Annotated in this window: 20 protein-coding genes; 12 read left to right on the forward strand and 8 right to left on the reverse strand. The window is 70.4% G+C overall.

The window, feature by feature from the left end; translation table 11 throughout:
- Nucleotides 1-214 precede the first annotated feature (214 nt).
- Nucleotides 215-739 carry a hypothetical protein gene (locus ACQP2T_RS02195; RefSeq protein WP_433514515.1) on the reverse strand — a complete coding sequence of 175 codons (525 nt, stop codon included), beginning with the start codon at nt 737-739 and terminating at the stop codon, nt 215-217.
- 21 nt (nt 740-760) lie between these two features.
- Entirely contained in the window at nt 761-1,822 is a 1,062-nt protein-coding gene (locus tag ACQP2T_RS02200; RefSeq protein WP_433514516.1) for a lytic polysaccharide monooxygenase auxiliary activity family 9 protein, read from the reverse strand.
- A gap of 258 nt (nt 1,823-2,080) precedes the next feature.
- Here ACQP2T_RS02200 and ACQP2T_RS02205 point away from each other — a divergent pair, with 258 nt between their 5' ends.
- Entirely contained in the window at nt 2,081-3,466 is a 1,386-nt protein-coding gene (locus ACQP2T_RS02205) for a GH12 family glycosyl hydrolase domain-containing protein (RefSeq protein WP_433514517.1), read from the forward strand.
- 83 nt (nt 3,467-3,549) lie between these two features.
- Here ACQP2T_RS02205 and solA read toward each other — a convergent pair whose 3' ends face one another.
- From solA to ACQP2T_RS02235, 6 genes are read right to left on the reverse strand one after another with little or no spacing between them, the layout of a single operon-like run.
- The gene (gene solA / locus ACQP2T_RS02210) at nt 3,550-4,740 is read right to left on the reverse strand and encodes an N-methyl-L-tryptophan oxidase (RefSeq protein ID WP_433514518.1); all 1,191 of its coding nucleotides are present in this window, start codon (nt 4,738-4,740) and stop codon (nt 3,550-3,552) included.
- 31 nt (nt 4,741-4,771) lie between these two features.
- Nucleotides 4,772-6,292 carry an NAD-dependent succinate-semialdehyde dehydrogenase gene (locus tag ACQP2T_RS02215; RefSeq protein ID WP_433514519.1) on the reverse strand — a complete coding sequence of 507 codons (1,521 nt, stop codon included), beginning with the start codon at nt 6,290-6,292 and terminating at the stop codon, nt 4,772-4,774.
- Nucleotides 6,267-7,529: an aspartate aminotransferase family protein gene (locus ACQP2T_RS02220; protein WP_433514520.1), complete on the reverse strand. Its 1,263-nt coding sequence runs from the start codon at nt 7,527-7,529 to the stop codon at nt 6,267-6,269. The genes ACQP2T_RS02215 and ACQP2T_RS02220 overlap by 26 nt, the downstream gene beginning before the upstream one ends.
- Nucleotides 7,530-7,586: 57 nt before the next feature.
- Nucleotides 7,587-8,000, reverse strand: a complete 414-nt coding sequence (locus tag ACQP2T_RS02225; protein ID WP_358533395.1) for a hypothetical protein — start codon at nt 7,998-8,000, stop codon at nt 7,587-7,589.
- 54 nt (nt 8,001-8,054) lie between these two features.
- On the reverse strand, nt 8,055-8,597 hold the full coding sequence (locus ACQP2T_RS02230) for a GNAT family N-acetyltransferase (RefSeq protein WP_433514521.1): 543 nt from the start codon (nt 8,595-8,597) through the stop codon (nt 8,055-8,057).
- Nucleotides 8,598-8,602: 5 nt separating this feature from the next.
- Entirely contained in the window at nt 8,603-9,892 is a 1,290-nt protein-coding gene (locus ACQP2T_RS02235; RefSeq protein ID WP_433514522.1) for a cation diffusion facilitator family transporter, read from the reverse strand.
- A gap of 455 nt (nt 9,893-10,347) precedes the next feature.
- Between ACQP2T_RS02235 and ACQP2T_RS02240 the strand changes: the two genes are divergently transcribed.
- From ACQP2T_RS02240 to ACQP2T_RS02290, 11 genes are all read left to right on the forward strand, one after another.
- A complete protein-coding gene (locus tag ACQP2T_RS02240; RefSeq protein WP_433514523.1) occupies nt 10,348-11,022 on the forward strand; it encodes a haloacid dehalogenase type II in 675 nt (224 codons plus the stop codon).
- A gap of 19 nt (nt 11,023-11,041) precedes the next feature.
- Nucleotides 11,042-12,316 carry an NAD(P)/FAD-dependent oxidoreductase gene (locus tag ACQP2T_RS02245; protein ID WP_433514524.1) on the forward strand — a complete coding sequence of 425 codons (1,275 nt, stop codon included), beginning with the start codon at nt 11,042-11,044 and terminating at the stop codon, nt 12,314-12,316.
- 47 nt (nt 12,317-12,363) lie between these two features.
- The gene (locus tag ACQP2T_RS02250) at nt 12,364-13,299 is read left to right on the forward strand and encodes an ABC transporter permease (protein ID WP_433519698.1); all 936 of its coding nucleotides are present in this window, start codon (nt 12,364-12,366) and stop codon (nt 13,297-13,299) included.
- Complete coding sequence (locus ACQP2T_RS02255) at nt 13,286-14,206, forward strand: ABC transporter permease (protein WP_433514525.1); 921 nt, start codon at nt 13,286-13,288, stop codon at nt 14,204-14,206. Before ACQP2T_RS02250 ends, ACQP2T_RS02255 begins: the two co-directional genes overlap by 14 nt.
- A 113-nt stretch (nt 14,207-14,319) precedes the next feature.
- Nucleotides 14,320-15,135: a GntR family transcriptional regulator gene (locus ACQP2T_RS02260; RefSeq protein WP_433514526.1), complete on the forward strand. Its 816-nt coding sequence runs from the start codon at nt 14,320-14,322 to the stop codon at nt 15,133-15,135.
- Nucleotides 15,132-16,136 (forward strand): ABC transporter ATP-binding protein, encoded by a 1,005-nt coding sequence (locus ACQP2T_RS02265; protein ID WP_433514527.1) that lies wholly within the window; start codon nt 15,132-15,134, stop codon nt 16,134-16,136. The genes ACQP2T_RS02260 and ACQP2T_RS02265 overlap by 4 nt, the downstream gene beginning before the upstream one ends.
- On the forward strand, nt 16,133-17,149 hold the full coding sequence (locus ACQP2T_RS02270) for an oligopeptide/dipeptide ABC transporter ATP-binding protein (protein ID WP_433514528.1): 1,017 nt from the start codon (nt 16,133-16,135) through the stop codon (nt 17,147-17,149). The genes ACQP2T_RS02265 and ACQP2T_RS02270 overlap by 4 nt, the downstream gene beginning before the upstream one ends.
- A complete protein-coding gene (locus tag ACQP2T_RS02275; protein ID WP_433514529.1) occupies nt 17,146-18,633 on the forward strand; it encodes an aldehyde dehydrogenase family protein in 1,488 nt (495 codons plus the stop codon). The genes ACQP2T_RS02270 and ACQP2T_RS02275 overlap by 4 nt, the downstream gene beginning before the upstream one ends.
- Nucleotides 18,634-18,759: 126 nt before the next feature.
- Nucleotides 18,760-20,289, forward strand: a complete 1,530-nt coding sequence (locus ACQP2T_RS02280) for an ABC transporter substrate-binding protein (RefSeq protein ID WP_433514530.1) — start codon at nt 18,760-18,762, stop codon at nt 20,287-20,289.
- Complete coding sequence (locus ACQP2T_RS02285) at nt 20,286-21,380, forward strand: tartrate dehydrogenase (RefSeq protein ID WP_433514531.1); 1,095 nt, start codon at nt 20,286-20,288, stop codon at nt 21,378-21,380. The genes ACQP2T_RS02280 and ACQP2T_RS02285 overlap by 4 nt, the downstream gene beginning before the upstream one ends.
- A gap of 93 nt (nt 21,381-21,473) precedes the next feature.
- Nucleotides 21,474-22,760: an amidohydrolase gene (locus ACQP2T_RS02290; RefSeq protein WP_433514532.1), complete on the forward strand. Its 1,287-nt coding sequence runs from the start codon at nt 21,474-21,476 to the stop codon at nt 22,758-22,760.
- Nucleotides 22,761-22,767: the final 7 nt, after the last annotated feature.

The raw sequence follows: 22,767 nt of genomic DNA on the forward strand, positions 1-22,767 counted from the left end.
ATCGGTCGATCCGGCCGGTCGACGAGCCCGGCCGGTCGATCTGGCCGGTCGGTGAGCTCGGCCGGTCGATGAGGAGGTGGTGCCGACAACTGTCACTGGTGGAACCGTTCCATGACACCATCCCGCCCGGATGGCGTGGCCGCGGCCGGCCGCGAGACCTCCCCCTCCTGCCGGCCGCGTCCGCATGCCAGGCGGCGGGTCGGGCGCCACCAGGTCATCGGGCCGTCACCAGGGCGAACCTCTGGCGGGCCGCCTCGATCGCGTCCTCGTCGGCGAACTCGCCGAACGCCTCCTCCTGATACCGCTGGGGTATCACCTGCCGGACCCGCTCGGGGTAACCGGCGCCCGGCGTGGGCACCCGTACCAGAGGTGGATCGCCGAGCCGGACGGCGATCGGGCCCGAGGCGCGCACCGAGACGGCCCACCCGGCGCCCGGACCGGTGATGGCGCACATGTGGCGGGCATAGACCCACTTCACCTGGGCCGCCGTGGTCGCGGTCGGCGGGTCGAAGCCGAACGGATCGACCGCGCACACGACCCGGCCGGCCTGCTCGCCGAACTCGTGCCCGTGGTCGTGGTGCTCGGCCGGGGTGGATCTCTCAAGGATGTCCGTGACCTGGGCGGCGAGCTGGTCGCGCAGGTCCGATCGCCCCGCCTGGTGCAGGCCCACGAACAGCGCCGCACCGGCGACGGGGATCAGGGCCACGACGGCGATCGCCGCGGCCCTTCTGGTCCTCACTTCTTCCGGAATGCGCATGACCTACGGGCTGGTGCAGGTCAGCGTGGGTGCGGGGCTGGGGGCGGTGCCTGTGGCGTTGAACCCGAACGAGGTGGTCGCGTTCGGCGCGAGCTGCCCGTTGTAGGTGGCGTTCTTGACCGAGACGTTGGGCGGCTGCGCGCTCAGCACGCCGTTCCATGGCGACCCGTCGAAGCCCTGCCCGCCGCTGAAGGTCCACTTGACCGTCCAGCCGTTGAGCGCGGTGGTGCCGTTGTTCTTGACCGTCACGTCGGCCTGGAAGTGTCCGGGCCAGCCGGGGTTGTCGGTCGCGTGCCAGGTGGCGGAGCAGGCGCCCGGCGTTGGGGGAGTCGGTGTGACAGTGGGGTCGGGCGTGCTGCCGCCGTTGGGTCCGACGCCGGTGACCTCGCCGTGGCCGCCGTCGAAGACGACGTCGGAGCAGCTGAAGAAGTTCTCGGCGCTGTCGGAGCGGATCCAGTCGACGTAGATCATGTGCCGCCCGCTCTTGCCGGACGGGAGCTGGACGTTCCAGTAGTAGTAGTTGAGCGCGCCGGGCCCACCGGTGGCCGGCGGGTTGGTGACGCTGCCGAACGACTCCAGGTCGGACCACTTGAGCGGGGCGTTCGGGTTCCAGCCGTTCTTGGTGATGTAGTAGACGAACGTGCCGGGGTGCTGGGCCCAGTTGCTGTGCCACATCTGGATGCTCGCGCCCGAGGTCAGGTGGGTCTGCGGCCAGTCGGAGCGGACGGCGTTGTAGGCGGTGAAGTCGTACGGGCCGCCGGTGCCGCCGCTGCAGAGCTGCCCGTCGGGGATGAAGCCGCTGGTACGGCCGCCGGCGTCGGAGCGCAGCACGGCGAACCAGTTGTACAGCGGCGTGGCGCCGCTCTGCGCGACGGCAGCGGCGCAGGCCGGGTTGTAGGGGATGATCTGCCCGTTGTCCCGCAGACCGTCCTTCCAGCACAGGTAGGTACGGGCACCGGGGAACATCGTGACGCCATGCGCCTGCGCCTGGGGAGCCACCAGGGCGGAGGCGAGCAATGTCGCCACCAGCGCGGCGGCGAAGGCCACCGACCGGATGAATCTCATGGGGATTCCCTTGTTCGTGCGACAGAGATCCCGCCCACGACCTGCCCGCCCGGCAGCTAGACGGATTGAACCACGCGCCGACCCGGCCGACAACGCGGCGTGAAACTTTCACCCCGTCCCGGTCAGGGTTTGCCTGGTCGCTCGCCTCGCTGCGGGCGATGGCACGGACGCGCGCTTGCCGGGGGCCACGTCGGCCGTGATGCTGCGTTGTGGGAGCGCTCCCAAACCTCCTTGTCAGAGAAGCGGGAGCAACATGCCATGAGGCGCGTGCACATCCACCTGATCATCGCGGCGATCGGCTCGATCCTCGCCGCGGGACTGTTCGCCGTACCGGCCCAGGCCGCCCCGGTGATCTGCGGGAAAGTGGACTCCACCAGCATCCAGGGCAACAAGTACATCGTCCAGAACAACATATGGGGAGCCGACACGGCGCAGTGCATCGACGTCAACCAGGCCGCCGCCGGCTTCACGATCACCCAGGCGGCGCACAACAAGCCGACCAACGGCGCACCCGCCTCCTACCCGTCGGTCTACGCGGGCTGCCACTACGCCCTCTGCACGACCGGGAGCGGCCTGCCCATGCGAGCCAACGCGAGCGGCTTCGGCAACGTGCGCACCAGCGTCACCATGAGCTACCCGAGCGCGGGCACCTGGGACGCGGCCTATGACATCTGGTTCGACCCGACCCCGCGCACCGACGGGCAGAACACCGGGGCCGAGATCATGGTCTGGCTCAACAAGCAGGGCTCCATCCAGCCGGTCGGCTCGCCCGTCGGCACGGTGAGCCTGGCGGGCGGCACCTGGCAGGTCTGGTTCGGCAACACCGGCTGGAACGTGATCTCCTACGTCCGCACCTCGGCGGCGTCCTCGCTGGACTTCGCCGTCGACACCTTCCTCGCCGACGCGATCAGCCGTGGGTACGCCCAGCGGTCGTGGTACCTCACCAGCGTGCAGGCCGGGTTCGAGCCCTGGGTCGGCGGGACGGGGCTGGCCGTCAACGCGTTCTCGTACACCACCTCGGGAGGCGGCACCGACACGACGCCCCCGACCACGCCGTCCGGCCTGACGGCCTCGGGCACCACGTCGAGCGGCACCAGCCTGTCGTGGACCGCCTCCACCGACTCCGGCGGCAGCGGGCTGGCCGGATACGACATCCTGCGGGCGACCGGTACTGGCGCCTTTGCCCAGGTCGGCACGAGCACCACCACCTCGTACGCCGACAGCGGCCTGAGCGCCGCCACCACCTACCGCTACCAGGTACGGGCCCGGGACGGCGCGAACAACCAGTCACCGGTGTCGAACACGGTCAGCGTGACCACCTCGACCGGCGGCGGGGGCGGCGGCTGCTCGGCCGTCGGGACCGTACAGAACTCCTGGAGCAACGGCTATGTCGTGCAGCCCGTGACCGTGACCAACACCGGCACCGCCACCAAGAACGGCTGGACGGTCATCTTCACGCTGCCCGCCGGTCACACCGTCACGGGTTCCTGGAACGCGACCCTCACGGTCAGCGGGCAGACCGTGACGGCCAGGAACCTGTCGCACAACGGCACCCTGGCGCCCGGCGGCAGCACCACGTTCGGCTTCCAAGCGAGCCGGCCCGACGGCAACACCCAGGCGCCGTCGGGGTACGGCTGCAGCTGACCGCGTGTGAGGGGTGCGGCCGCGCGTGAGGGGTGCGGTCCAGCCGCACCCCTCACTGCGGGCCCAGCGCGGTGGCGATCCGCTCACACCGTCGCGGAGCGGCCGGGTGCGAATTGCCGGATATTGGCCTCGGTGACACCGTCAGCGAGGAGATCGCCCAGAGCCTCGCCGACCGCCGGCGCGTACTTGAATCCTCCGCCGGAGAATCCGACGGCGACCGCGACGTGCGCGGCGCCCGGGAGCAGCCCGACGACGGGCCGGCCGTCCCCCGTGTACGACTCCACGTGCACCGTGGTCTGCACAGGACGCGGGTTGAGCCGGGGCAGCCACCGCCCGACGACCTCGCGGACCTCCGCCATGTGCTCGTCGGTGAGGTGGGGGTCCGGTCGCGCCGGGTCGGCCACCTCTGGGTGCGGGCGGGTCTTCACGCCTATCTTGACCGTGGCGCCGTCCAGGCTCGGAAAGCCGTAGACGGAGGCGCCGTCCGGCAGGCCGGCCCGTTCGAAGACCGGAAAGCGTTCCGCGCTGTACTGCGACGGGTCGTCCGGTACGAACCAGGTCTGCGCCAGCCGACGGGCGGTCAGCCCGGCCACCCCGATCGCCTCCCGCACCCTCTCCGGCAACAGCGTGGCCGCCCAGGCGCCGGGGGCCACGACCACCGCGTCGAACGTCTCGCTGCGAGCGCTTCCTCCCGTACCGCGGTAGGTCAGCTCGACCGTGTCGGACCTCACGTCGATGTCGAGGACCTCGGTATCATGGCGCACCGTCGCCCCGAGCGTCGTGGCCTGTTCGATCGCGGCGAGGATGGCCGGCTCGGGACGGAGAAAGCCGGTCGCGGAGTCATGGACGGCGATGTCCTCGTCGTCGACGGCGTGCTGGGGGAAGCGCTGCCGCAGGTCCTGTGCGTCGAAAACGCGGTGGGCCAGCCCCCACTTCTCGCAGCTGGCCACGGCCTGCCGGACGGAGGGGCGGTCCGCGGGCCCGAGGATCAGTCCTCCGGTCTGCTCAAGCAGACGTCGTCCGGTCGCCTCCTCCAGCCGGCGCCACAGCCGCTCGGCCCGGAGAACCAGCGGCGGCAGGTCCGGGTCTCCCATGCTGATGACCGCGAACCGGCGGCTCTGCCCGCCGGAGGCCCCGCGGTGGTGCGGGACGCCCCAGCGATCGAAGGCATGCACGTCCAGGCCGCGCTCGGCCAGCTGCCAGGCGGCCATGCTCCCCACCGCTCCGGCCCCGATGACCGCCGCCCTCCTTCGAGCGGATCCGACCGTTCTCATGCCGCCCTCCTTCGAGCGGATCCGACCGTTCTCATGAGGCCAGCGCCGGAGCGGCGAGGTACTTGAGGTTCTGGTACTCGATGAGCCCTTCGGCGCCGCCCTCCCTGCCGAGCCCGGACTGCTTGATCCCGCCGAACGGCGCGGCCACGTGGGACAGCAGCCCCCGGTTGATGCCGACCATGCCGCTGTCCAACCGGCCCGCGACTCGCGCGATCCGGTCGCTGTCGCGCGCCACCAGGTATGCCGCGAGCCCGAACGGAGTGTCGTTGGCCAGCGCCACCCCCTCCTCCTCCGTCCGGAACCGGCGGATGCCGGCGACCGGGGCGAAGACCTCCTCCTGCTGCAGGAGAGCGTCGGCGCTGAGATGGTCGAGCACCACCGGGGCGAACCAGCTGCCGGGTCCGTCGGGTACGCCGGAACGCCCCAGAACAGTCGCTCCCTTCGAGACGGCGTCGTCGACCAGCCGGTCGGCCTTGGCCACCGCACGGTCGTCGATGAGCGGACCGAGATCGACGTCCGAGGTGCCGAGCCCGACCCTGATCGCGGTGAGGGCCTCGGTAAGACGGGCCGCGAACTCGTCGGCCACCGGTTCCTGGACGAGGAACCGGTTGGCCGCCACGCACGACTGACCCCCCAGGCGCATCTTGGCGATGACCGCCTCACGGACCGCGAGGTCGAGGTCGGCGTCGTCGAAGACCAGGAACGGGGCGTTGCCGCCGAGTTCCATCGACGTACGCAGCACGTGCGCGCCGGCCTGCCGCAGCAGCAGCTTTCCGACGGGGGTGGACCCGGTGAAGGACACCTTCCGCAGTCGTGGGTCGGCGATGAGGGCGCCGCAGACCGCCCCTGGATCCGTGGTGGTGACCACGGTGAGGACTCCTGCCGGAACCCCCGCGTCCTGGGCGAGTCGAGCGAAGGCCAGCGAGGTCAGCGGGGTGAGCTCCGCCGGTTTCAGCACGACCGTGCAGCCGGCGGCCAGGGCGGGCGCGACCTTGCGGGTGGCCATCGCCAGCGGCACGTTCCACGGGGTGATGAGCAGGCAGGGGCCGACCGGGCGCGGGACGGTGACGATGTGCCAGCCGCCGTCGGGGGTAGGGGTGCTCCGGCCGGAGCTGCGGACCGCCTCCTCGGCGTACCAGCGGATGTACTCGGCGGCGTAGCGGACCTCGCCGCGGGACTCGGTGAGGGTCTTGCCGACCTCCAGGGTGATGAGGGCCGCCAGGCGGTCCTCATCGGCGAGCATCGCCTGGTAGAGCCGGTGCAGAATGTCGGCCCGCAGCCGGGTCGGGGTGGCCGCCCAGGCGGGGAACGCCTCGCTCGCCGCGGTGAGCGCGAGCAGTCCGTCATCCGGCTCGCAGTCGGCGACGGCGGCGACCGGCCGGCCGAGCGCGGGATCGGCGACGGCGAAGGTCCGCCCGGAGCGCGGCGCCGTCCACTCGGCGCTCAGGAAGCCACTGGGCAGCGACGCGGCCGCGGTCTCGGTGAGTTCGCGGTGCCGGGCGAGGTCCGCCGACGCCGGCGTGGGCTCAGGCGGATTCGAGGGCACGGGCACGGTCGAGAGCGGACTTGAGGACGTCAGCGGCACGGGAGATCTCCTCGGCGGTGATGACGAACGGGGGACTGACGTGCAGGGAGTTGTCGGCCAGCAGCCGGGTCAGGACGCCCTGCTCACGCGCGGCGCGCAGCACGGGGCGGGCGTCGACGTCGGGGGCCAGCTGGACGGCCGCGAGCAGGCCGACCCCGGCCCGGACGTCGACGACGGCTCCATGGTCGACCAGCGGGGCGAGGGCCTGGGCCAGGACGGGTTCGAGGTCCAGGACGCGCTCCAGCAGACCTTCCTCCTCAAGGATGCTCAGGTTCGCCTCGGCGGCGACGCAGGCCGCGGCGTGGCCCGAGTACGTCAGGCCGTGGCGGAAGGTCGGGGCGTCGGAGGTCTCGGCGAAGAAGGGCTCCCAGACGCGCCGGGCCACCAGCACGCCGCCCAGCGGCAGGTAGCCGGAGGTGATGCCCTTGGCCATGGTGAGGAGGTCCGGCTCGATGCCGAAGCGCTGACAGGCGAACCACTGCCCGACCCGGCCGAAGCCGGTGATGACCTCGTCGGCGATGAGCAGGATGTCCAGGCGGCGGCACAGCTCGGCCAGCCCGGTGAGGTAGCCGGGCGCGGGCAGCAGCACTCCTCCGGTGCCGATGATCGGTTCGGCGATGAGGGCGGCGATGTTGTCGGGTCCGAGCCGGAGGAGTTCCGCCTCGGTGGCGGCCAGGTCGTCCCATGGCACGCGGGCGGTCTCGGGGATCAGCGAGTCGCTGCCGTACCCGTCGCGGTTACTCTGGATGCCGGTGATGCTGGTACCGAACCCGTGCAGGCCGTGGTAGGCGTGCTCGCGGGAGACGATGACGCGCTTACCGGGCCGCCCGGCCACCTGCCAGTGCCGGCGCGCCAGCTTGCAGGCGGTGTCGACGGAGTCGGAGCCGCCGCTGGTGAGGAAGACCTTCGCGTCGGGGATGGGACTCAGCGCGGCGAGGCGCTCGGCGAGCCGGATGGCGGGGCGGTTGGCCATGCCCTGGAACAGGTGGTAGGTCTCCAGGACGTTCATCTGCTCACGAACGGCGTCGGCGATGCGGGCTCGGCCGTGTCCGACGTTGGCGTGCCACAGGCCGGCCGGCAGGTCGAGCAGGTCCTGGCCGTCCTCGGTACGTACCCAGGCTCCCTGCCCCGACGCGATGACGGTGCGGGTCTCCTCGATGGTGGACATCGCGGTCTGCGGATGCCACAGGCTGGTGCTGGTCAAGAAAGGCTCCTCATCACGTCGGGGGAGTGCTGCCGGTGGTGGCGGGAACGGCGTGGGTCAGGCGGCGGCCACGACGTCCTCGACGACCTCGGCGTGGATGTGCAGCATCCGGGCCACCAGGCCGTTGCCGCGAGTGAACTTCAGGTCCTCCGGCGCCACGGCGTCGTCCGCGCCGGTGAAGAACGCGGCACCCTGGTCCATCGACTTGTCGGACTTGTCATCGGGGTAGAGCGGGTTGATCGTGTTCTCGATCTTCGGCCACAGGGCTCGGGCGGCCTCGGTGCTCTCGAACTCCAGCGTCATCACCAGCGTGTTGGAGATGAGCTCCCCCGCGCACTCGCGCAGAACCGAGCCCCCGAGGTATCCGGGGTGGCCCTCCAGACCGCGCAGCCAGTCGATGAGGCTGGTGCGGGCCTGGTCGACCTTGGTGGGCTCGGCAACGAAGATGAAGACGTCACGACGCTTGGACATGGTGTTCTCCTGTCTCGCCAGTGCGGCGGGGATGGCATGGGGCCTGCGCGGCGGTCACCGCGAGGAGCGCGGCAGGTCGTAGAAGACCGCGCCGGTGGCTCCGTTCGAGTCGTCGTGGATGAGCTGGGCGCCGAAGGACTCCCAGAAGGCGACGGCGCCCGGGGAGTGCTGGTAGGTGTGCAGAGCGATGGCCTCGTAGTGCCCCTCCTGGTCAGCGCGGTCGAGAACCGCGTGGACCAGGGCTCTGGCGATGCCGCGGCGGCGGGCTTCCTTGCGGACGTAGACGCGTACGAGCTGGCCGTGCCGGCCGTCCTCGTACCGGTCGACGACGTGTCGCGGGGTGCGGCCGGGCTTCAGCCGTCCGCTGCGGATCCCGCCTGTGGCCAGGACCTCGTCCGTGCTGTCGTCGGTCACCACCAGGAGGAAGGGGCCGGCTCCGGGGGCGTAGTGGGTCAGCGGGTCGTCGACGTCGGCGTGGATCAGCGGGTCGTAGGCGTCGCCGAAGTCCTCGGCGATGCTGCGTCGCATCACCGACTGCGCGCCGGGCAGGGTGCGCTCACTCAGCGGGTGGATCGACCATCCCGTCGAGCCGTTCACGGGGGTCACCGCGCGCCCTGCGCGGCGAGCTTGGCCCGGTACGCCTCCCGGGCCTCCTTCGAGGCGTGGTGGTCGGACAACTCGTGGAGGTCGTCGGGCACCACGCCGTCGAAGGTGGGGTGAACATGGACGGTGACCCGGTCGAGGTTGCCGACCGCGTGCATCAGGGAGTGCTGCACGTCCTCGGCCACGCGGTGGGCCTCGATGATGCTCAGCCGGGCGTCGACACCGATCTCGGCGTCTCCCTCCATGCGGTGACCGGACCAGCGGGCGCGCACGCCGCCGACGGTCTCGACGCCGGCGACGCCGGCGATGGTGGTGCGCATCCGGTCGATCGTCGCCGGCTCCACACCGTCCATGAGACGCCGGACGATGATGACCAGGGAGTTGATCAGGATGCCGGTGATCGCCAGGGCGATGAGCAGGCCGACGATCGCGTCGGCGCGGCTGAACCCGAGCCACACGCCGATCACGCCGGCGACGACGGCGATCGAGGTGTAGCCGTCGGCGCGGGCGTGCTGGCCCTCGGCGATCAGCGCCGCGGATCCGATGCGACGGCCGGCCCGGATGCGGTACACGGCCACCACCTCGTTTCCGAGGAAGCCGACGATTCCGGCGGCGAAGACCCACCACAGGTTGGTCGGCGGGTGCGGGTTGAGCAGCGCGTCGATCGACTCCCAGATGATCAGCGCGATCGAGGCGACGATGACCAGGGAGATGAACAACCCGACCAGGTCCTCGGCGCGCCGGTAACCGTAGGAGTACTTCTTCGACGCCGCGCGCCGGCCCAGCCGGAAGGCGATGATCAGTGGGATCGTGGTCGCCGCGTGTCCCAGGTTGTGGATGGTGTCGGCCAGCAGGGCGATCGACCCGGACATCGCGACGATGACCATCTGCCCGATCGCGGTGGCCATCATCCCGGCCAGCCCGATCCAGGCCGTGCGGATCCCGTGGTTGGCCGATTCCTCGGCGGTCTGGATCGCTTCGTTGGCGTCGTGGGCGTGGGGGATCAACGTGTGCTTGATCCGCGCCCACAGGCCGGTCCCGTGGTCGTGGCCCTCGTCGTGGCCGTGCCCATGGCCGTGCCCGTGACCGTGCCCATGCCCGTGACCGGTGGTGGCCGACGCCTCGGCCGCGTGGTGATCGGCCGCGTGGTCGTCGTGGGCGTGATCGGAGTGGTCGTGCCCGTGGTCGTTCACGGTGGCGGGCGCGTCGTCGTGGGGGTGGCCGTGACCGTGGCCATGGCCGTGTCCGTGATCGTGTCCGTGATCGTCTGGGGTCGTGGAAGCTCGCATCGGGAGTCCGTTCGTGCCGGCGGGGAGGGAGTCGCGGGGCCGGGAGATTGTCGGCCGGCTGCCGAGTGGCGCCTGCCGCGTGACCACATCTTGTGCACAACCGCCAGCGGCGGTCAACTGTTGTCAACAATCTTCCGGTGGCAGGAAGGGAAACTCCAGCAGCGAAAGTCAGCGCCACGACCTGGAAATAGTCGTTCAACCGGCTTATGAAGATCAAAGAAAGGCCGGGAAACGTACTCGTTACAAGTGGGCAACTCGAAATTGTTGACAACAGAGAATCGGGTCCTTAGCGTTCCAGACACCACGCCGACTGGCCGCCTCGGACGGCTCGCACCGGGCGTGATATCTCGCCGCTTCGCCGCCTGCCCAGTCGCACCGACGGGCTCCGGCCCTCACCGGACCGACCACCGACGCTCCCACACCCACCGGACCGACCCCCACCGGAGGAACTGCTCGTGGACCTGACCAGTGTGCGCCCCAAATACATCACTTTCGATTGCTACGGGACGCTGACCAGCTTCGACCTCAACCTCACCGTCAAGCCGCTGGTCGCCGACCGGATCTCCGAGGAGGACATGCCGGTCTTCCTCAAGGACTACCGCGCGTACCGGATGGACGAGGTGCTCGGCGAGTTCAAGCTCTACCCCGACGTGCTCAAGGACTCCTTCAAGCGCACCTGCGAACGCTGGGGCATCGGCTACCGCCCCTCCGACGGCGAGGCCATCGTGGCCTGCGTACCGACCTGGGGTCCCCATGCGGACGTTCCCGCGAGCCTGGCCAAGCTCGCCGACGCCTACCCTCTGGTGATCCTCTCCAACGCCGTCGACGAGCAGTTGCGGCACAACGTCGACCAGCTCGGCGCCCCCTTCCACAAGGTGTTCACCGCCGAGCAGGCCAGGGCGTACAAACCGCGCTACCAGGCCTTCGAGTACATGCTCGACCAGCTGGGCTGCGAACGCGACGAGATCGTCCACGTCTCCTCGCACATCTGGTACGACCTGATCCCCGCCCACGAGCTGCGGATCCCGCACAAGATCTACGTCAACCGCGGCTACGACCCCTCTACGCCCTTCTACCAGTACGCCGAAACCGCCGACCTGTCCGGCGTCCCCGCCGTGCTGGGTCTGTGAAGCCCGCGAGGAGCACGTCGTGAAGCTGACCAGCTACTGGCTCGACACCGCCGAACCGCCCGGCGACTTCCGCCGCACCGAGCTCCCTGAGAACGTCGATGTCGCGATCATCGGTGCCGGGTTGACCGGGCTGTCCGCCGCGCTGCATCTCGCTCGCCGTGGCGCCAGTGTCGCCGTGCTGGAGTCCCACACCGTGGGCTGGGGGGCCTCCGGCCGCAACGGCGGCATGGCCACGACCGGCCTGGCCATCTCCCTCCCCGCCGCGGTCAAGCGCTACGGCCCTGAGCGTGCGGCCATGATGTTCACCGCCTACGACAACGCGATCGACACCGTCGAGAAGATCGTCACCGAGGAGCGGATCGACTGCCACTTCGAGCGCTCCGGCAAGCTCACCCTGGCCGCCAAACCGGCGCACTACGCCGCTCTGGAGCGTTCGGCGCGGGTGATCGAGAAACTTGTCGGCCGCACGGTTCAGCTGGTCCCCCGCGGCCGCATGCGGGACGAGCTCGGCAGCGACCGCTACTACGGTGCGCAGGTCGACCCGAACGGTGCGGGCGCCCACGTCGGGAAGCTGGTCATGGGGCTGGCCCGTGCCGCGGTCGGTCACGGGGCCCTGATAGCGGAGAACGCCGCGGTAACCGGCGTCCGCCGCGGCGGACGGGGGCACCAGGTGCAGACCACGCGTGGCGCCCTGACCGCCTCCGACGTGCTCATCGCCACCAGCGGCTACACGGGGAAACTGACCCCGTGGCTGCGCCGCCGCATCGTGCCGGTGGGCAGTTTCATCGTCGTCACCGAACCCCTGCCGGACGACCTCGTCGCCCAGCTCATGCCGCACCGGCGGATGGCGTCGGACACCAAGAACCTGCTGTACTACTTCCGTCCCACACCGGACAACCGGTTGCTGTTCGGCGGGCGGGCCCGGTTCGCCCTGTCGGACGCCCAGTCGGACCTCAAAAGCGGGGAGATCCTGCGCAAGGCCATCGCCGAGGTGTTCCCGCGGTTGCGGGACGTCCGGCTGGACTACTGCTGGGGCGGGCTGGTCGACATGACGATGGATCAGATGGTCCACGCCGGCGTACGCGACGGGATGCACTACTCCGTCGGCTACAGCGGCCACGGGGTCCAGATGGCCACCCACATGGGCAAGGTCATGGCCGAGGTCATCGGCGGCGATTCCACGGCCAACCCGTGGCAGGGCCTGGCGTTCCCGCCGGTTCCCGGTCACTTCGGGCCGCCGTGGTTCCTGCCGGCCGCCGGGGCGTTCTACCGCGCGCTCGACGCCGTTCGCTGATCGATCCGAGAACGTGTGACGACCCGGAGGTATCCCGAGTGTTGTACATGCTGAGGCGGTTCGCCGTCCTCGTGACGACCCTGCTGGTCGCCTCTTTCCTGGTGTTCCTCATCCCCTACGTCACCTCCGGGGATCCGGCCGCGCGGATCCTGCGGGCCCGGGTGGGCGACCTGGTCCAGGACCCGGCGACGCTGGCCCGCCTCCGGCTCGAGTACGGGCTGGACCGGCCGCTGCTCCAGCAGTACCTGTCCTGGCTGGGCTCGGCACTGCAGGGTGATCTCGGCCGGTCGTTCACCAACGGCACGGAGGTTCTTCCTCAGCTGATGCGGGCATTGTCGGTCACCGCCTCGATCGCCGTTCTAGCGCTCCTGCTCGCCCTGTTGGTCGCGGTTCCGCTGGGCGCCCTCTGCGCGGTACGGCGTGGAACCAAGCTCGACGGGGCGATCACCGGCATCACGCAGGCATTCGTGGCCGTCCCGGAGTACTGGCTCGCCCCGGTCCTGGTGCTGGTGTTCGCCCTGCAGCTCGGCGTGCTGCCCTCCTCCGGCTGGCAGGGGCCGTCGTCGCTGGTGCTTCCCTGCCTGACCCTGGCGCTGCGGCCGATGAGCTACTTCACCCAGGTCGCCCGCTCGTCGATGGTCGAGGTGCTCGAGGCGCCCTACATCACCGCCGCCCGCGGTCGCGGGCTGAGCTTCGCCCAGACCATGCTGCGTCATGGGCTGCGCAATTCCGTCCTGCCGGTCCTGACCCTGTTCGCGGTCTGGCTGGCCGGTCTGCTCGGTGGGTCCGTCGTCGTCGAGGTGATCTTCGCTGTGCCCGGGGTGGGGCGGCAGATGTACGACGCGGTCATCAACAACGACGTCCCGCTCATCCAGGGTGGGGTCGTGGCGGTCGTCGGCCTGGCCGTGATCATCACCACCCTCACCGATGTGCTTTACACCGTCATCAACCCGACTGCGAGGACGAGCCGTGTCCGTGCTTGACGTCTTCGGCGACAACACCCGTCGCGACAATTCCGGTGCTGAGCATCCGCCGTCACCGGCCGGAGCCACCACCGCCCCGGCCCGCCGGGGGCGCGGAAGCTGGCCGCCGGCGTTGCTGGCCGGGTCCATCATGTTCGGTGTGATCGCCCTGCTCCTGCTGCTGGCACCGTGGCTGTCGCCCTATCCACCGGCTCAGCAGAACCTCGCCGCCCGTCTGGAAGGCGCCTCCGCGGCCCACCTGCTGGGCACCGACCACCTGGGCCGTGATGTGCTCAGCAGGCTGCTGGACGGGGGCCGGTTCTCTCTTGCCGTCGCCTCGGTCACGCTGGTGATCTGCGCCGTCACCGGCACTCTCGTGGGGTTCCTCGCCGCCCGGCGGGGTGGCCTGCTCGACACCCTCGTCATGCGCGTCACCGACATCCTGCTGGCCTTCCCCGAGATGGTGGTCGCGCTCTTCCTCGTCGCGGTCCTCGGCACCGGAGACCTGACGCTGCTGCTCGCCCTGACCATCGGCGGGTGGACCCCGTTCTGCCGGCTGGCCCGTGGTGTCGCCCTGGAACTCAACGGCCGTGACTTCATCGAAGCGGCTCAGGCCCTGGGGTGCTCGGGGTGGTTCATCATCCGCCGCCACCTGCTTCCCAACGCCATGCCCCCGTTGCTGGCCCACACGGCACTGCGCTTTGGCCACAAGCTCATCACCGTCGGCGCCCTGTCCTTCCTGGGACTCGGCGTCCAGCCGCCGTCCTCCGACTGGGGATCGATGCTGTCCGAGGCCACCCCGTACCTCGACCGCCTGCCGATGCTGGTCCTGGCGCCCGGTGCCGCGATCTTCCTGGCCGCCCTCAGCGTCACACTCGCCGGCCGCGGCCTGGAGACGCGCCGGGCCCGGGCAGGCGGGTCCTCATGACCTGCGGAACGCCGCTGAGCCCGCGCGGCGATCAGACTGGAAACGCTCACGCCCTCCTGCGCCTGCGGACTGTGAGTAGCGGAAACGGCCCACAAACCCGGAGAAGCACACCCATGACCGCTCAGACCCCGGCCCCGGCGGCCAAGACCTCGAAGCGCACGCTGACGGAGGTGGTCACCGGGCTGCTGCGTAACCGCATCCTCAGCGGGGAGTTCCCGCCCGGAACCCAGATGAACGAGGTCGAGCTCGCGGCCTCCTTCGAGGTCTCCCGCGGCCCGTTGCGCGAGGCGATGCAGCGTCTGGTACAGGAAGGTCTGCTGGTCAGCTACCCCCGTCATGGGGTCTTCGTCCCCACCTTGACCATTGAGGACCTGGAGGACATCTTCGTCGCCCGCCAAGCGATCGAGCGGGAGGCGCTGCGCCGGGTCACCACCCGAGGGGTCTCCGCGGGCCTGGTCGCCGACCTCGAAGTGATCGTCGCGCGGATGAAGGACGCCGCCGGCGGCCCGGACAGGAGCGCACTGGCCGCCCTGGACCTCGCCTTTCACCGCCGGTTGGTCAGCGGTGCCGGCAGCACCCGGCTGGATCGGCTGTACGGACTCATCTCCAACGAGATGCAGCTGTGCTTCCGGTTGATCGTCGACAGCTACAGCGATCGTTCCGAGTTGCCGACCGAGCACGAGCAACTGCTGCACGTCATCGCCAGCGGTGACAAGTCCGCCGCCCTGGCACTTCTGGACCGGCACTTCGCCGAGGTGGGCGAACTTCAGGCGGCGACATCGGGCAAGCCACACAAGCACCACCTTCGACCTCAACCGCATCACCACCAGGATCCGTTGGCGCATGAACAGATCTTTCACGAACACGCCGACGGCTACCGCCACGGAGACGACCACAAAGCCCCACCGCAACCCCGGGAGCAGCCATGAGCGCACGCCTGGAGGTCCGTGACCTGACCGTTCACGCTGGTCGGCCTGGACAAGCCCCGCCCATCCTCGACCGTGTCAGCCTGACCCTGGACCCCGGCGAGGTGCTGGCCCTGGTCGGTGAATCAGGGTCGGGCAAGAGCATGGCCGCCCACTCGATGCTGCGCATGCTGCCGACCGGGTTGCACATGCACGCCGAGGCGCTGCGGCTGGGGGACCTGGACCTGCTCGCCGCCTCCTCACGGGCGTTGGACGGCATCCGCGGCCGGCGCATCTCCATGCTCTACCAGCAGCCCAAGCGCATGCTCGACCCGACCGCGACGATCGGCAGCCAGGTCGCCGAGCCACTGCGCCGCCATCTCGGCATGAGCCGGCCGGCCGCCCGCCGCCGGGTCGTGGAGTTGCTCGCCGACGTCGGGATCCCCGATCCCGAACGCCGCGCCGGTGACCATCCGCACCAGATGTCCGGCGGCATGGCCCAGCGCGTCATGATCGCCATGGCGCTGGCCACCCACCCGGACGTCCTCATCGCCGACGAACCCACCACCGCCCTGGACGTCACCGTCCAAGCGCAGATTCTCCGTCTCATCGCCTCCCTGCAGGCCGAGACCGGAATGTCGGTCCTGTTCATCTCCCACGACGTCACCACCGTCGCCTCCATCGCCGACCGCATCGCCGTCATGTACGCGGGCCGCATCGTCGAGGACGGACCGGCCGACGAGGTCATCACCGCCGCCGAGCACCCTTATACCCAGGCCTTGCTGCGCTGCTCCACTCTGCAGACCGACGACACCGGTCATCTGCACGTCATCCCTGGCAACGCCACCTCGGCACGCGCCGCCGGTAACGGCTGCCGATTCCGCCCACGCTGCGCCGTCGCGGACGGCGACGCGAAGCTGGGCTCCCACTGTGACAGCGAGGAACCCGACCTCACCTTCTGCGGCACCCATCGCAACTCACGCTGCTGGGTCACCATCGACACCCCACGACAGGTTCCGGCATGAACGACCTCGCCCAGAACTCCGACATCGCCGTCCTCGACCATGTCAGCAAGCACTATCCGTTGTCGCGGACCGGTTTCGGCCGCCGGCCGCACGTGCACTCCGTCGACGACGTGTCCCTGCGCATCCGGGAGGGGGAGGTGCTGGGGCTGGTCGGTGAGTCCGGCTCGGGCAAGAGCACTCTGGCTCGGCTCCTGCTCGGCCTCGTACCAGCCGACGCCGGACTGATCGACGTCGATCGGCTGAGGGTCGGCAAGCTGCGCGGCGCCCAACTGCGGCAGCTGCGCCGGTCGGCGCAGCTGGTCTTCCAGGACCCGCACTCCGCGCTGGACCCGCGCATGACGCTGCGGGAATCGCTGCTCGCCCCCCTGCGACAACACCGCATCGGTACGCCGCCGGAGCGCCTGCGGCGAGTCGCCACCGCGCTGGCGGAAGTGGGCCTGGACGACAGCTTCCTGGAGCGCCGGCCGGGCGACTGCTCCGGTGGACAGTTGCAGCGGGTGGTCATCGCCAGAGCTCTCCTGCTGGAACCCAAGTTGCTCGTCTGCGACGAGCCCGTGTCGGCCCTGGACGCCTCGGTGCAGGCGACCATCCTGAACCTGCTGGTCGATCTGCGTCGCTCGCGGGGGCTGAGCATGTTGTTCATCTCCCACGACCTGAAGGTGGTCGAGTTCCTCGCCGACCGGGTGGCGGTTCTGTATCTCGGACAGGTCGTGGAGACGGCCACGCACGAAGGCATCTTCACCGGCGCCCTGCACCCCTACACCCTGGCACTGCTGCATTCCGGTCGTGGACACCGCATCGACGCCGGTGCGGCGGATCAGCTGAAGGGCGAACCACCGAGCCCTGTCTCCCCGCCTTCCGGCTGCCGCTTCAACACCCGCTGTCCGCTGGCCACCGACCATTGCCGTACCGAGCCACCCGACCTCGTCGACATCGGAGACGGCCACCAGGTCCGCTGTCACCGCTCGGCGGAGACCCGGAGCCGGCTGACAGTTGAGGAGCTCCCCGTATGAGCCTCATGACCGGACGCGCCGCCACGGCGGCCACTCGCTGGACCCCGCCCGGCAAAGCGTACGCCGCCGGACGCTGGCGGGAAACGGAACGGCACACCACCATCACCGACCCCGAAACCGGCGCTTTCCTCGGCGAGGTCGCCGACAGCACCGCCGCGGAGGTACGCGAGGCCGTCGACGCGCTGGTGCACACCTTTCGGGCCGGCGCCGCCGACCGTACCGGCTGGCCGCTGTGGCAACGCCGGGAGGCCCTGCACCGCGCCGCCGAACTGCTGAGGCAGCACGCCGGGCGGTTCACCGCCATCGTGAGCTCCGAGGGATGTAAGACCATCAGAGACGCCCGCCGGGAGGTGGCCCGGGCAGCGGAGACCTTGCAGCTTTCCGCCGGTGCGGGACACGCCCTGCAGGGCACCAGCGTGCCGTTCGAGGACACCTCCCGCGGCGCGGACCGGCTCGGGTGGAGCAGCAGGGAACCGCTCGGGGTCGTCGCCGCCATCACCCCGTTCAACGACCCGCTGAACCTCGTGGCGCACAAGGTCGGCCCGGCGCTGCTGGCCGGCAACGTCATCGCGGTCAAGCCGCACGAGGCGACGCCGCTGTCCGCGCTCGCCCTCGCCGAGCTGCTCCTTGAGGCCGGTGTTCCCGGCGACCGGATCGCCGTGCTGCCGGGCGGCCCGGCAGCCGGACGGGAGCTGGTGTCGCACCCCGGCATCGACGTCGTCTCCTTCACCGGCGGGGTCCGCACCGCCGACGAGGTGGCCCGGCTGGCCGGCGCCCGGACCCTGCTGATGGAGCTGGGCGGATCCAACCCGGTCATCGTCGACCATGGCGTGGACCTGGCGGCGGCCGCGCGGGCCATAGCCGAAGGGGCGTTCGGGTGCGCGGGCCAGAACTGCCTGTCGGTGCAGCGGGTTTACGTGGTCGCCGAGCACTACGACGAACTGCTCAGCCACCTGACCCAGATGACCGCTCACCTGAGCGTCGGCAGCAAGCACGACGAGAGCACCGACGTCGGGCCGCTGATCGACACGGCGGCCGCGCGGCGTGTGGAGCGCCGGGTCGAGGAGGCCGTCGCCCGCGGCGCGGTCGTACGCGCGGGAGCGGTCCGTCAGGAAGCCATCTACCAACCGACCATCCTCACCGACCTCGCCCCCGACGATCCCATCATCACTGACGAAATCTTCGGCCCCGTGGTCAGCGTGCTGCCCGTGGCCGATCTCGACGACGCCGTGATCCAGGCCAACCGCGCGGCCACCGGCCTGCAGGCCGGGGTCTTCACCCGCGACACCACCTCGGCCCTGCGCACGGCCCGCCTGCTGCGAGCCGGCGCGGTAATGATCAACGACACGTCCGACTTCCGCATCGACGCCATGCCGTTCGGCGGTTTCCACCGCAGCGGCATCGGCAGGGAAGGCGTCACCAGCGCCGTCGTGGCGATGACCGCACCCAAGGTCATCGCGGCCCGGTTGACCTCCATCAGCTGAGCTCACTAACCCACAACACCCATCGGCTCTGCCAGCCCGACCGGGACGAACAGCCGTCAGCGGGTCATGTCGTGGTGCCCATTTCCCCTTGCTCTCCCCCCAACGACGTTCCGGAGGAACACCAGCATGGCCCGCACCCTCAACACCATCGCCGGATTGTCGACAGGCCTCGTCCTGCTCGCCGGCTGCTCGTTCGACTCAGGAAGCCCCGACGCCACCACGAGCGGCACCTCCAAGCTGGTGATCGCCGACCTGTGGGCGCCCGACTCCGGGTACGCCCTGGAGACCGACGACGCCTTCACCCTCACCCGCGCCGGCTGCCTGGAGACCTTGGTGGCCGTGGACAAGGACAACCAGGCCCAGCCCGCTCTGGCGACGGAATGGAAGCAGTCGGCGCCCAAGTCCTGGACGTTCACCATCCGTGAGACCAAGTTCCAGAACGGCACCGCGCTCACCGCCAAGGTCGTCGCCGACGATCTCAACCGGCTGCTGAAGGCCACCGCACCGCCGCGCAGCTTCTCTCCCAGCGTCATCTCATCGGTCACCGCCGTCGACGACCGGACCGTACGGATCGAAACACCGGAAGAGGACCACTTCCTGCCGCTACGGGTCAGCGTGCCCAACACCGGGATCCTCGCCCCTGAGGCGTTCTCCGGCACCACCACCAACCCGGTCGGCACCTGCACCGGGCCGTTCAAGATCACCAGCACGGGAACGGGGCAGTCGCTGGCACTGACCGCCAACGCCGACTACTGGGGCGGGGCCGTCGCCCTCGGCAGCGCCGAGATCCGCTACGCCGAGAGCGGCGCCACCCGCGCCACACAGCTGCGTACCGGTGAGGTCTCGGTGGCCGCCAACCTCCCCGTCACCACTCTCACGACCCTGAAGGGCGACAGCAAGATCGCCCTTCAGCAGACCGCACTGCCCCGCACCACCGGCCTCTACCTCAACACCCGCAAAGCCCCCTTCGACAACGTAGAGGCCCGCCGCGCGATCCAGAAGGCCCTCGGACTCGACGCCATCGTCAAGGGGGTCTACGAGGGCACCGCCACCCCGGCGGCCGGACCGTTCACCCCCGACGAGCCCTGGACACCGGCCGAACTGAAGCCGGTGCAGGGAGACGCCGCGGCGGCCAAGGCCGCCATGGCCGCCGCCGGAATCGACCCCGGCTCCCTCGGCTTCGAGCTCATCGCCTACTCCGACCGGCCCGAATTCGCCGACCTCGCCCAGGTGATCCAGGCGCAACTGGCCGAGGCAGGCATCACCGTCAAGATCCGCACGGGGGACTACGCCTCGGTCGAGGACGACCTCATGAGCGGCAAGTTCCAGGCGACCCTGCTGTCGCGCAACCACCTCATCGACATGTCCGAGCCCATCAGCATGCTGCGCTCGGACGAGACCTGCAAGGGCAGTTTCAACCTCGCCGGATACTGCAGCCCGAAGGTCGACGGGCTGGTCAAGGAGGCCGGGAGCACGGCGGACACGACCAAGCGCCACGCCCTCTACGGTCAGATCGCCACCCAGCTGGCCACCGACGTGGCGTTCATCCCGCTCGTCCACGAGAGCCTCACCATGGGCGTGGCGGCCGCCGTCAAGGGCCTGCCGACCGACCCGCTGGAGCGAAGCCTGCTGACGAAGGACACGAAGCTGTCGTGACCACCACCCCCGAACACACCGGCCCCGGGACGACACGGCGCTACGTCGTCGACGTCGTCCCGGGGGACGGCATTGGCACCGAGGTCGTCCCCGCCGCCGTCCGCTGCGTCGACCACCTGGCCGGAACCTTCGGGTTCACCATCGAATGGCGCGACCGCGCGTGGGGCTGCGACCACCACCGGACGCACGGGCGCATGATGCCCGTCGACGGTCTCGAACAACTGGCCTCCTCAGACGCCATCCTGCTGGGCGCCGTCGGAGCGCCGGACATCCCCGATGACATCACCCTGTGGGGTCTGCTCATCCCCATCCGCCGGGAGTTCGTGCAGTACGTCAACCTCCGGCCGGTCCGATCCCTGCCCGGAATCCGCTCCCCGCTGCGGTCGGATGTCCCGATCGACCTGGTCGTCGTACGGGAGAACGTCGAAGGCGAGTACAGCGAGGTCGGCGGCCGGGTCAACCGCGGCCGGCCCGGTGAGTTCGCCGTCCAGGAGGCGGTGTTCACCCGGACCGGCATCGAGCGCGTCGCACGCTTCGCCGCCGACCTGGCCCGGCGACGCTCGGGCCGGCTGATCTCGGCGACGAAGTCGAACGGCATCATCCACACGATGCCGTTCTGGGACGAGGTGGTGGCCGAGGTGGCCGACGGCAGCGGGGTGGAGCTGGAGAAGGTCCTCATCGACGCCCTGGCCGCCCGCCTCGTGCTGCGGCCGGAGTCCGTCGACGTCATCGTCGCCTCCAACCTGTTCGGCGACATCCTCTCCGACCTCGCCGGTGCCCTGGCCGGGTCGATCGGGGTCGCGCCCAGCGCCAACCTCGACCCCACCAAGACGTACCCGTCGATGTTCGAGCCGGTGCACGGATCGGCACCCGACATCGCCGGCATGGGCATCGCCAATCCGGTAGGCACCCTCTGGGCGGCGGCCATGATGCTGGACCATCTCGGCGAACCCGCGGCCGCGGCCGGGCTCGTGTCCGCCTTCGAGCACGTCCTCCGTGCGGGGACCGCCACACCCGATCTCGGCGGCACGGCGAGCACCGAGCAGTTCACGACCGCCGTCGTCCACGCCCTCGCCGAGGGAACGCCGTGAGCACGCGCCCGCGCGTGCTCGGCTCGGCGGTGAGCGCGTGCCCGAGATTGGAGACTCGGCGGTGAGCACGTGCCCGAGATTGGAGGCCCGGCCGTGAGCACGCACCTGCGGGCCGAGGCCCGGCCGGATCCACTGGACGCGACCGCCGTCCGGCGTCATCTGCACCGGCGGCCCGAGATCGGCTTCCTCGAGATCGAGACCGCGGACCTGGCCTGGGACCTCCTCTCCGATCTGGGCTGGCGGCTGCGCGGCGGCGGCGACCTCGTCGACGTACACGATCACCCTGGTCTGCCGAGCCGCGACGAGCTCGACGCCGCCGTCCAGCGGGCCGTCGCGCGGGGTGTGCCGGAGTCATCGGTGCGGCGCTTCCGCGACGGGAACACCGCCTTCGTCGCGGAGCTGCGGGGCGTTCGCCCGGGTCCGCTGATCGCCCTTCGGGTGGACATGGACGCCCTGCCGATCCAGGAGAGCGGCGTAGGCAGCCACCACCCCGCGGCCCAGGGTTTCGGCTCGGAGATCGACGGCGCGATGCACGCCTGCGGACACGACGGGCACGTGGCCATCGCGTTGCGGGCCGCGGCCCTGCTGTCCGACAGGCGGTTCGCCGGCACCGTACGGCTGCTGTTCCAGCCGGCCGAGGAGGGTGTCCGCGGCGCCGCTCCCATGGTGGCCGCCGGGCTGGTCGACGACGTCGACGTCCTGCTGGCCGTCCACCTCGGTTTCGGCACCCCGGACGGGTGCGTCGCGGCCGCGACCGAGCTGTACGGGACCTCGAAGCTGCGCGCGGAGTTCACCGGGGTCGCCGCCCATGCCAGCGGAGCGCCCGAACAGGGCCGCAGTGCCTTGGTGGCGGCGGCGTCCGCCGTTCTGGGCCTGCACGGCCTGCCCCGCTACGCGACGGCGACGACCCGCGTCAACGTCGGGGCGCTGCACGCACCCGGTGCGGCGAACATCGTCAATGCCCACGCCGTCCTCGACGCCGAGGTCCGGGCGGACGCCGCCGCCGAACACGACGACCTGGAGCGGCGTGCCCGCGCTGTCCTCCACGGCGCGGCCGCCATGCACGGTGTCACCGTGGACATCACCAGAACCGGCTGGGCGACCAGCGCGACCACCGACGGCGCGATCCTCGCCAGGGTCGAAACCCTCGCCCCGAGCTGCGGTCTGCGTCTTCTGCCGCCGCTTCCCTTGCGCGCGAGCGACGACGCGACGCTGTTCATGCGGCACGTCCAGGAACGCGGGGGACTTGCCGGATACCTGCTCGTGGGTGCCGGAACATACGGACCCCATCACTCGCCGACCTTCGACCTGGACGAGACCGTGCTGACCCCGGCCGCCGACCTCCTGGCCACGCTCATCCGATCTCTAGAGGATCCTTAAGGGATGT

The sequence above is a fragment of the Nonomuraea sp. CA-143628 genome, from assembly GCF_050942315.1.
GTDB lineage: Bacteria > Actinomycetota > Actinomycetes > Streptosporangiales > Streptosporangiaceae > Nonomuraea.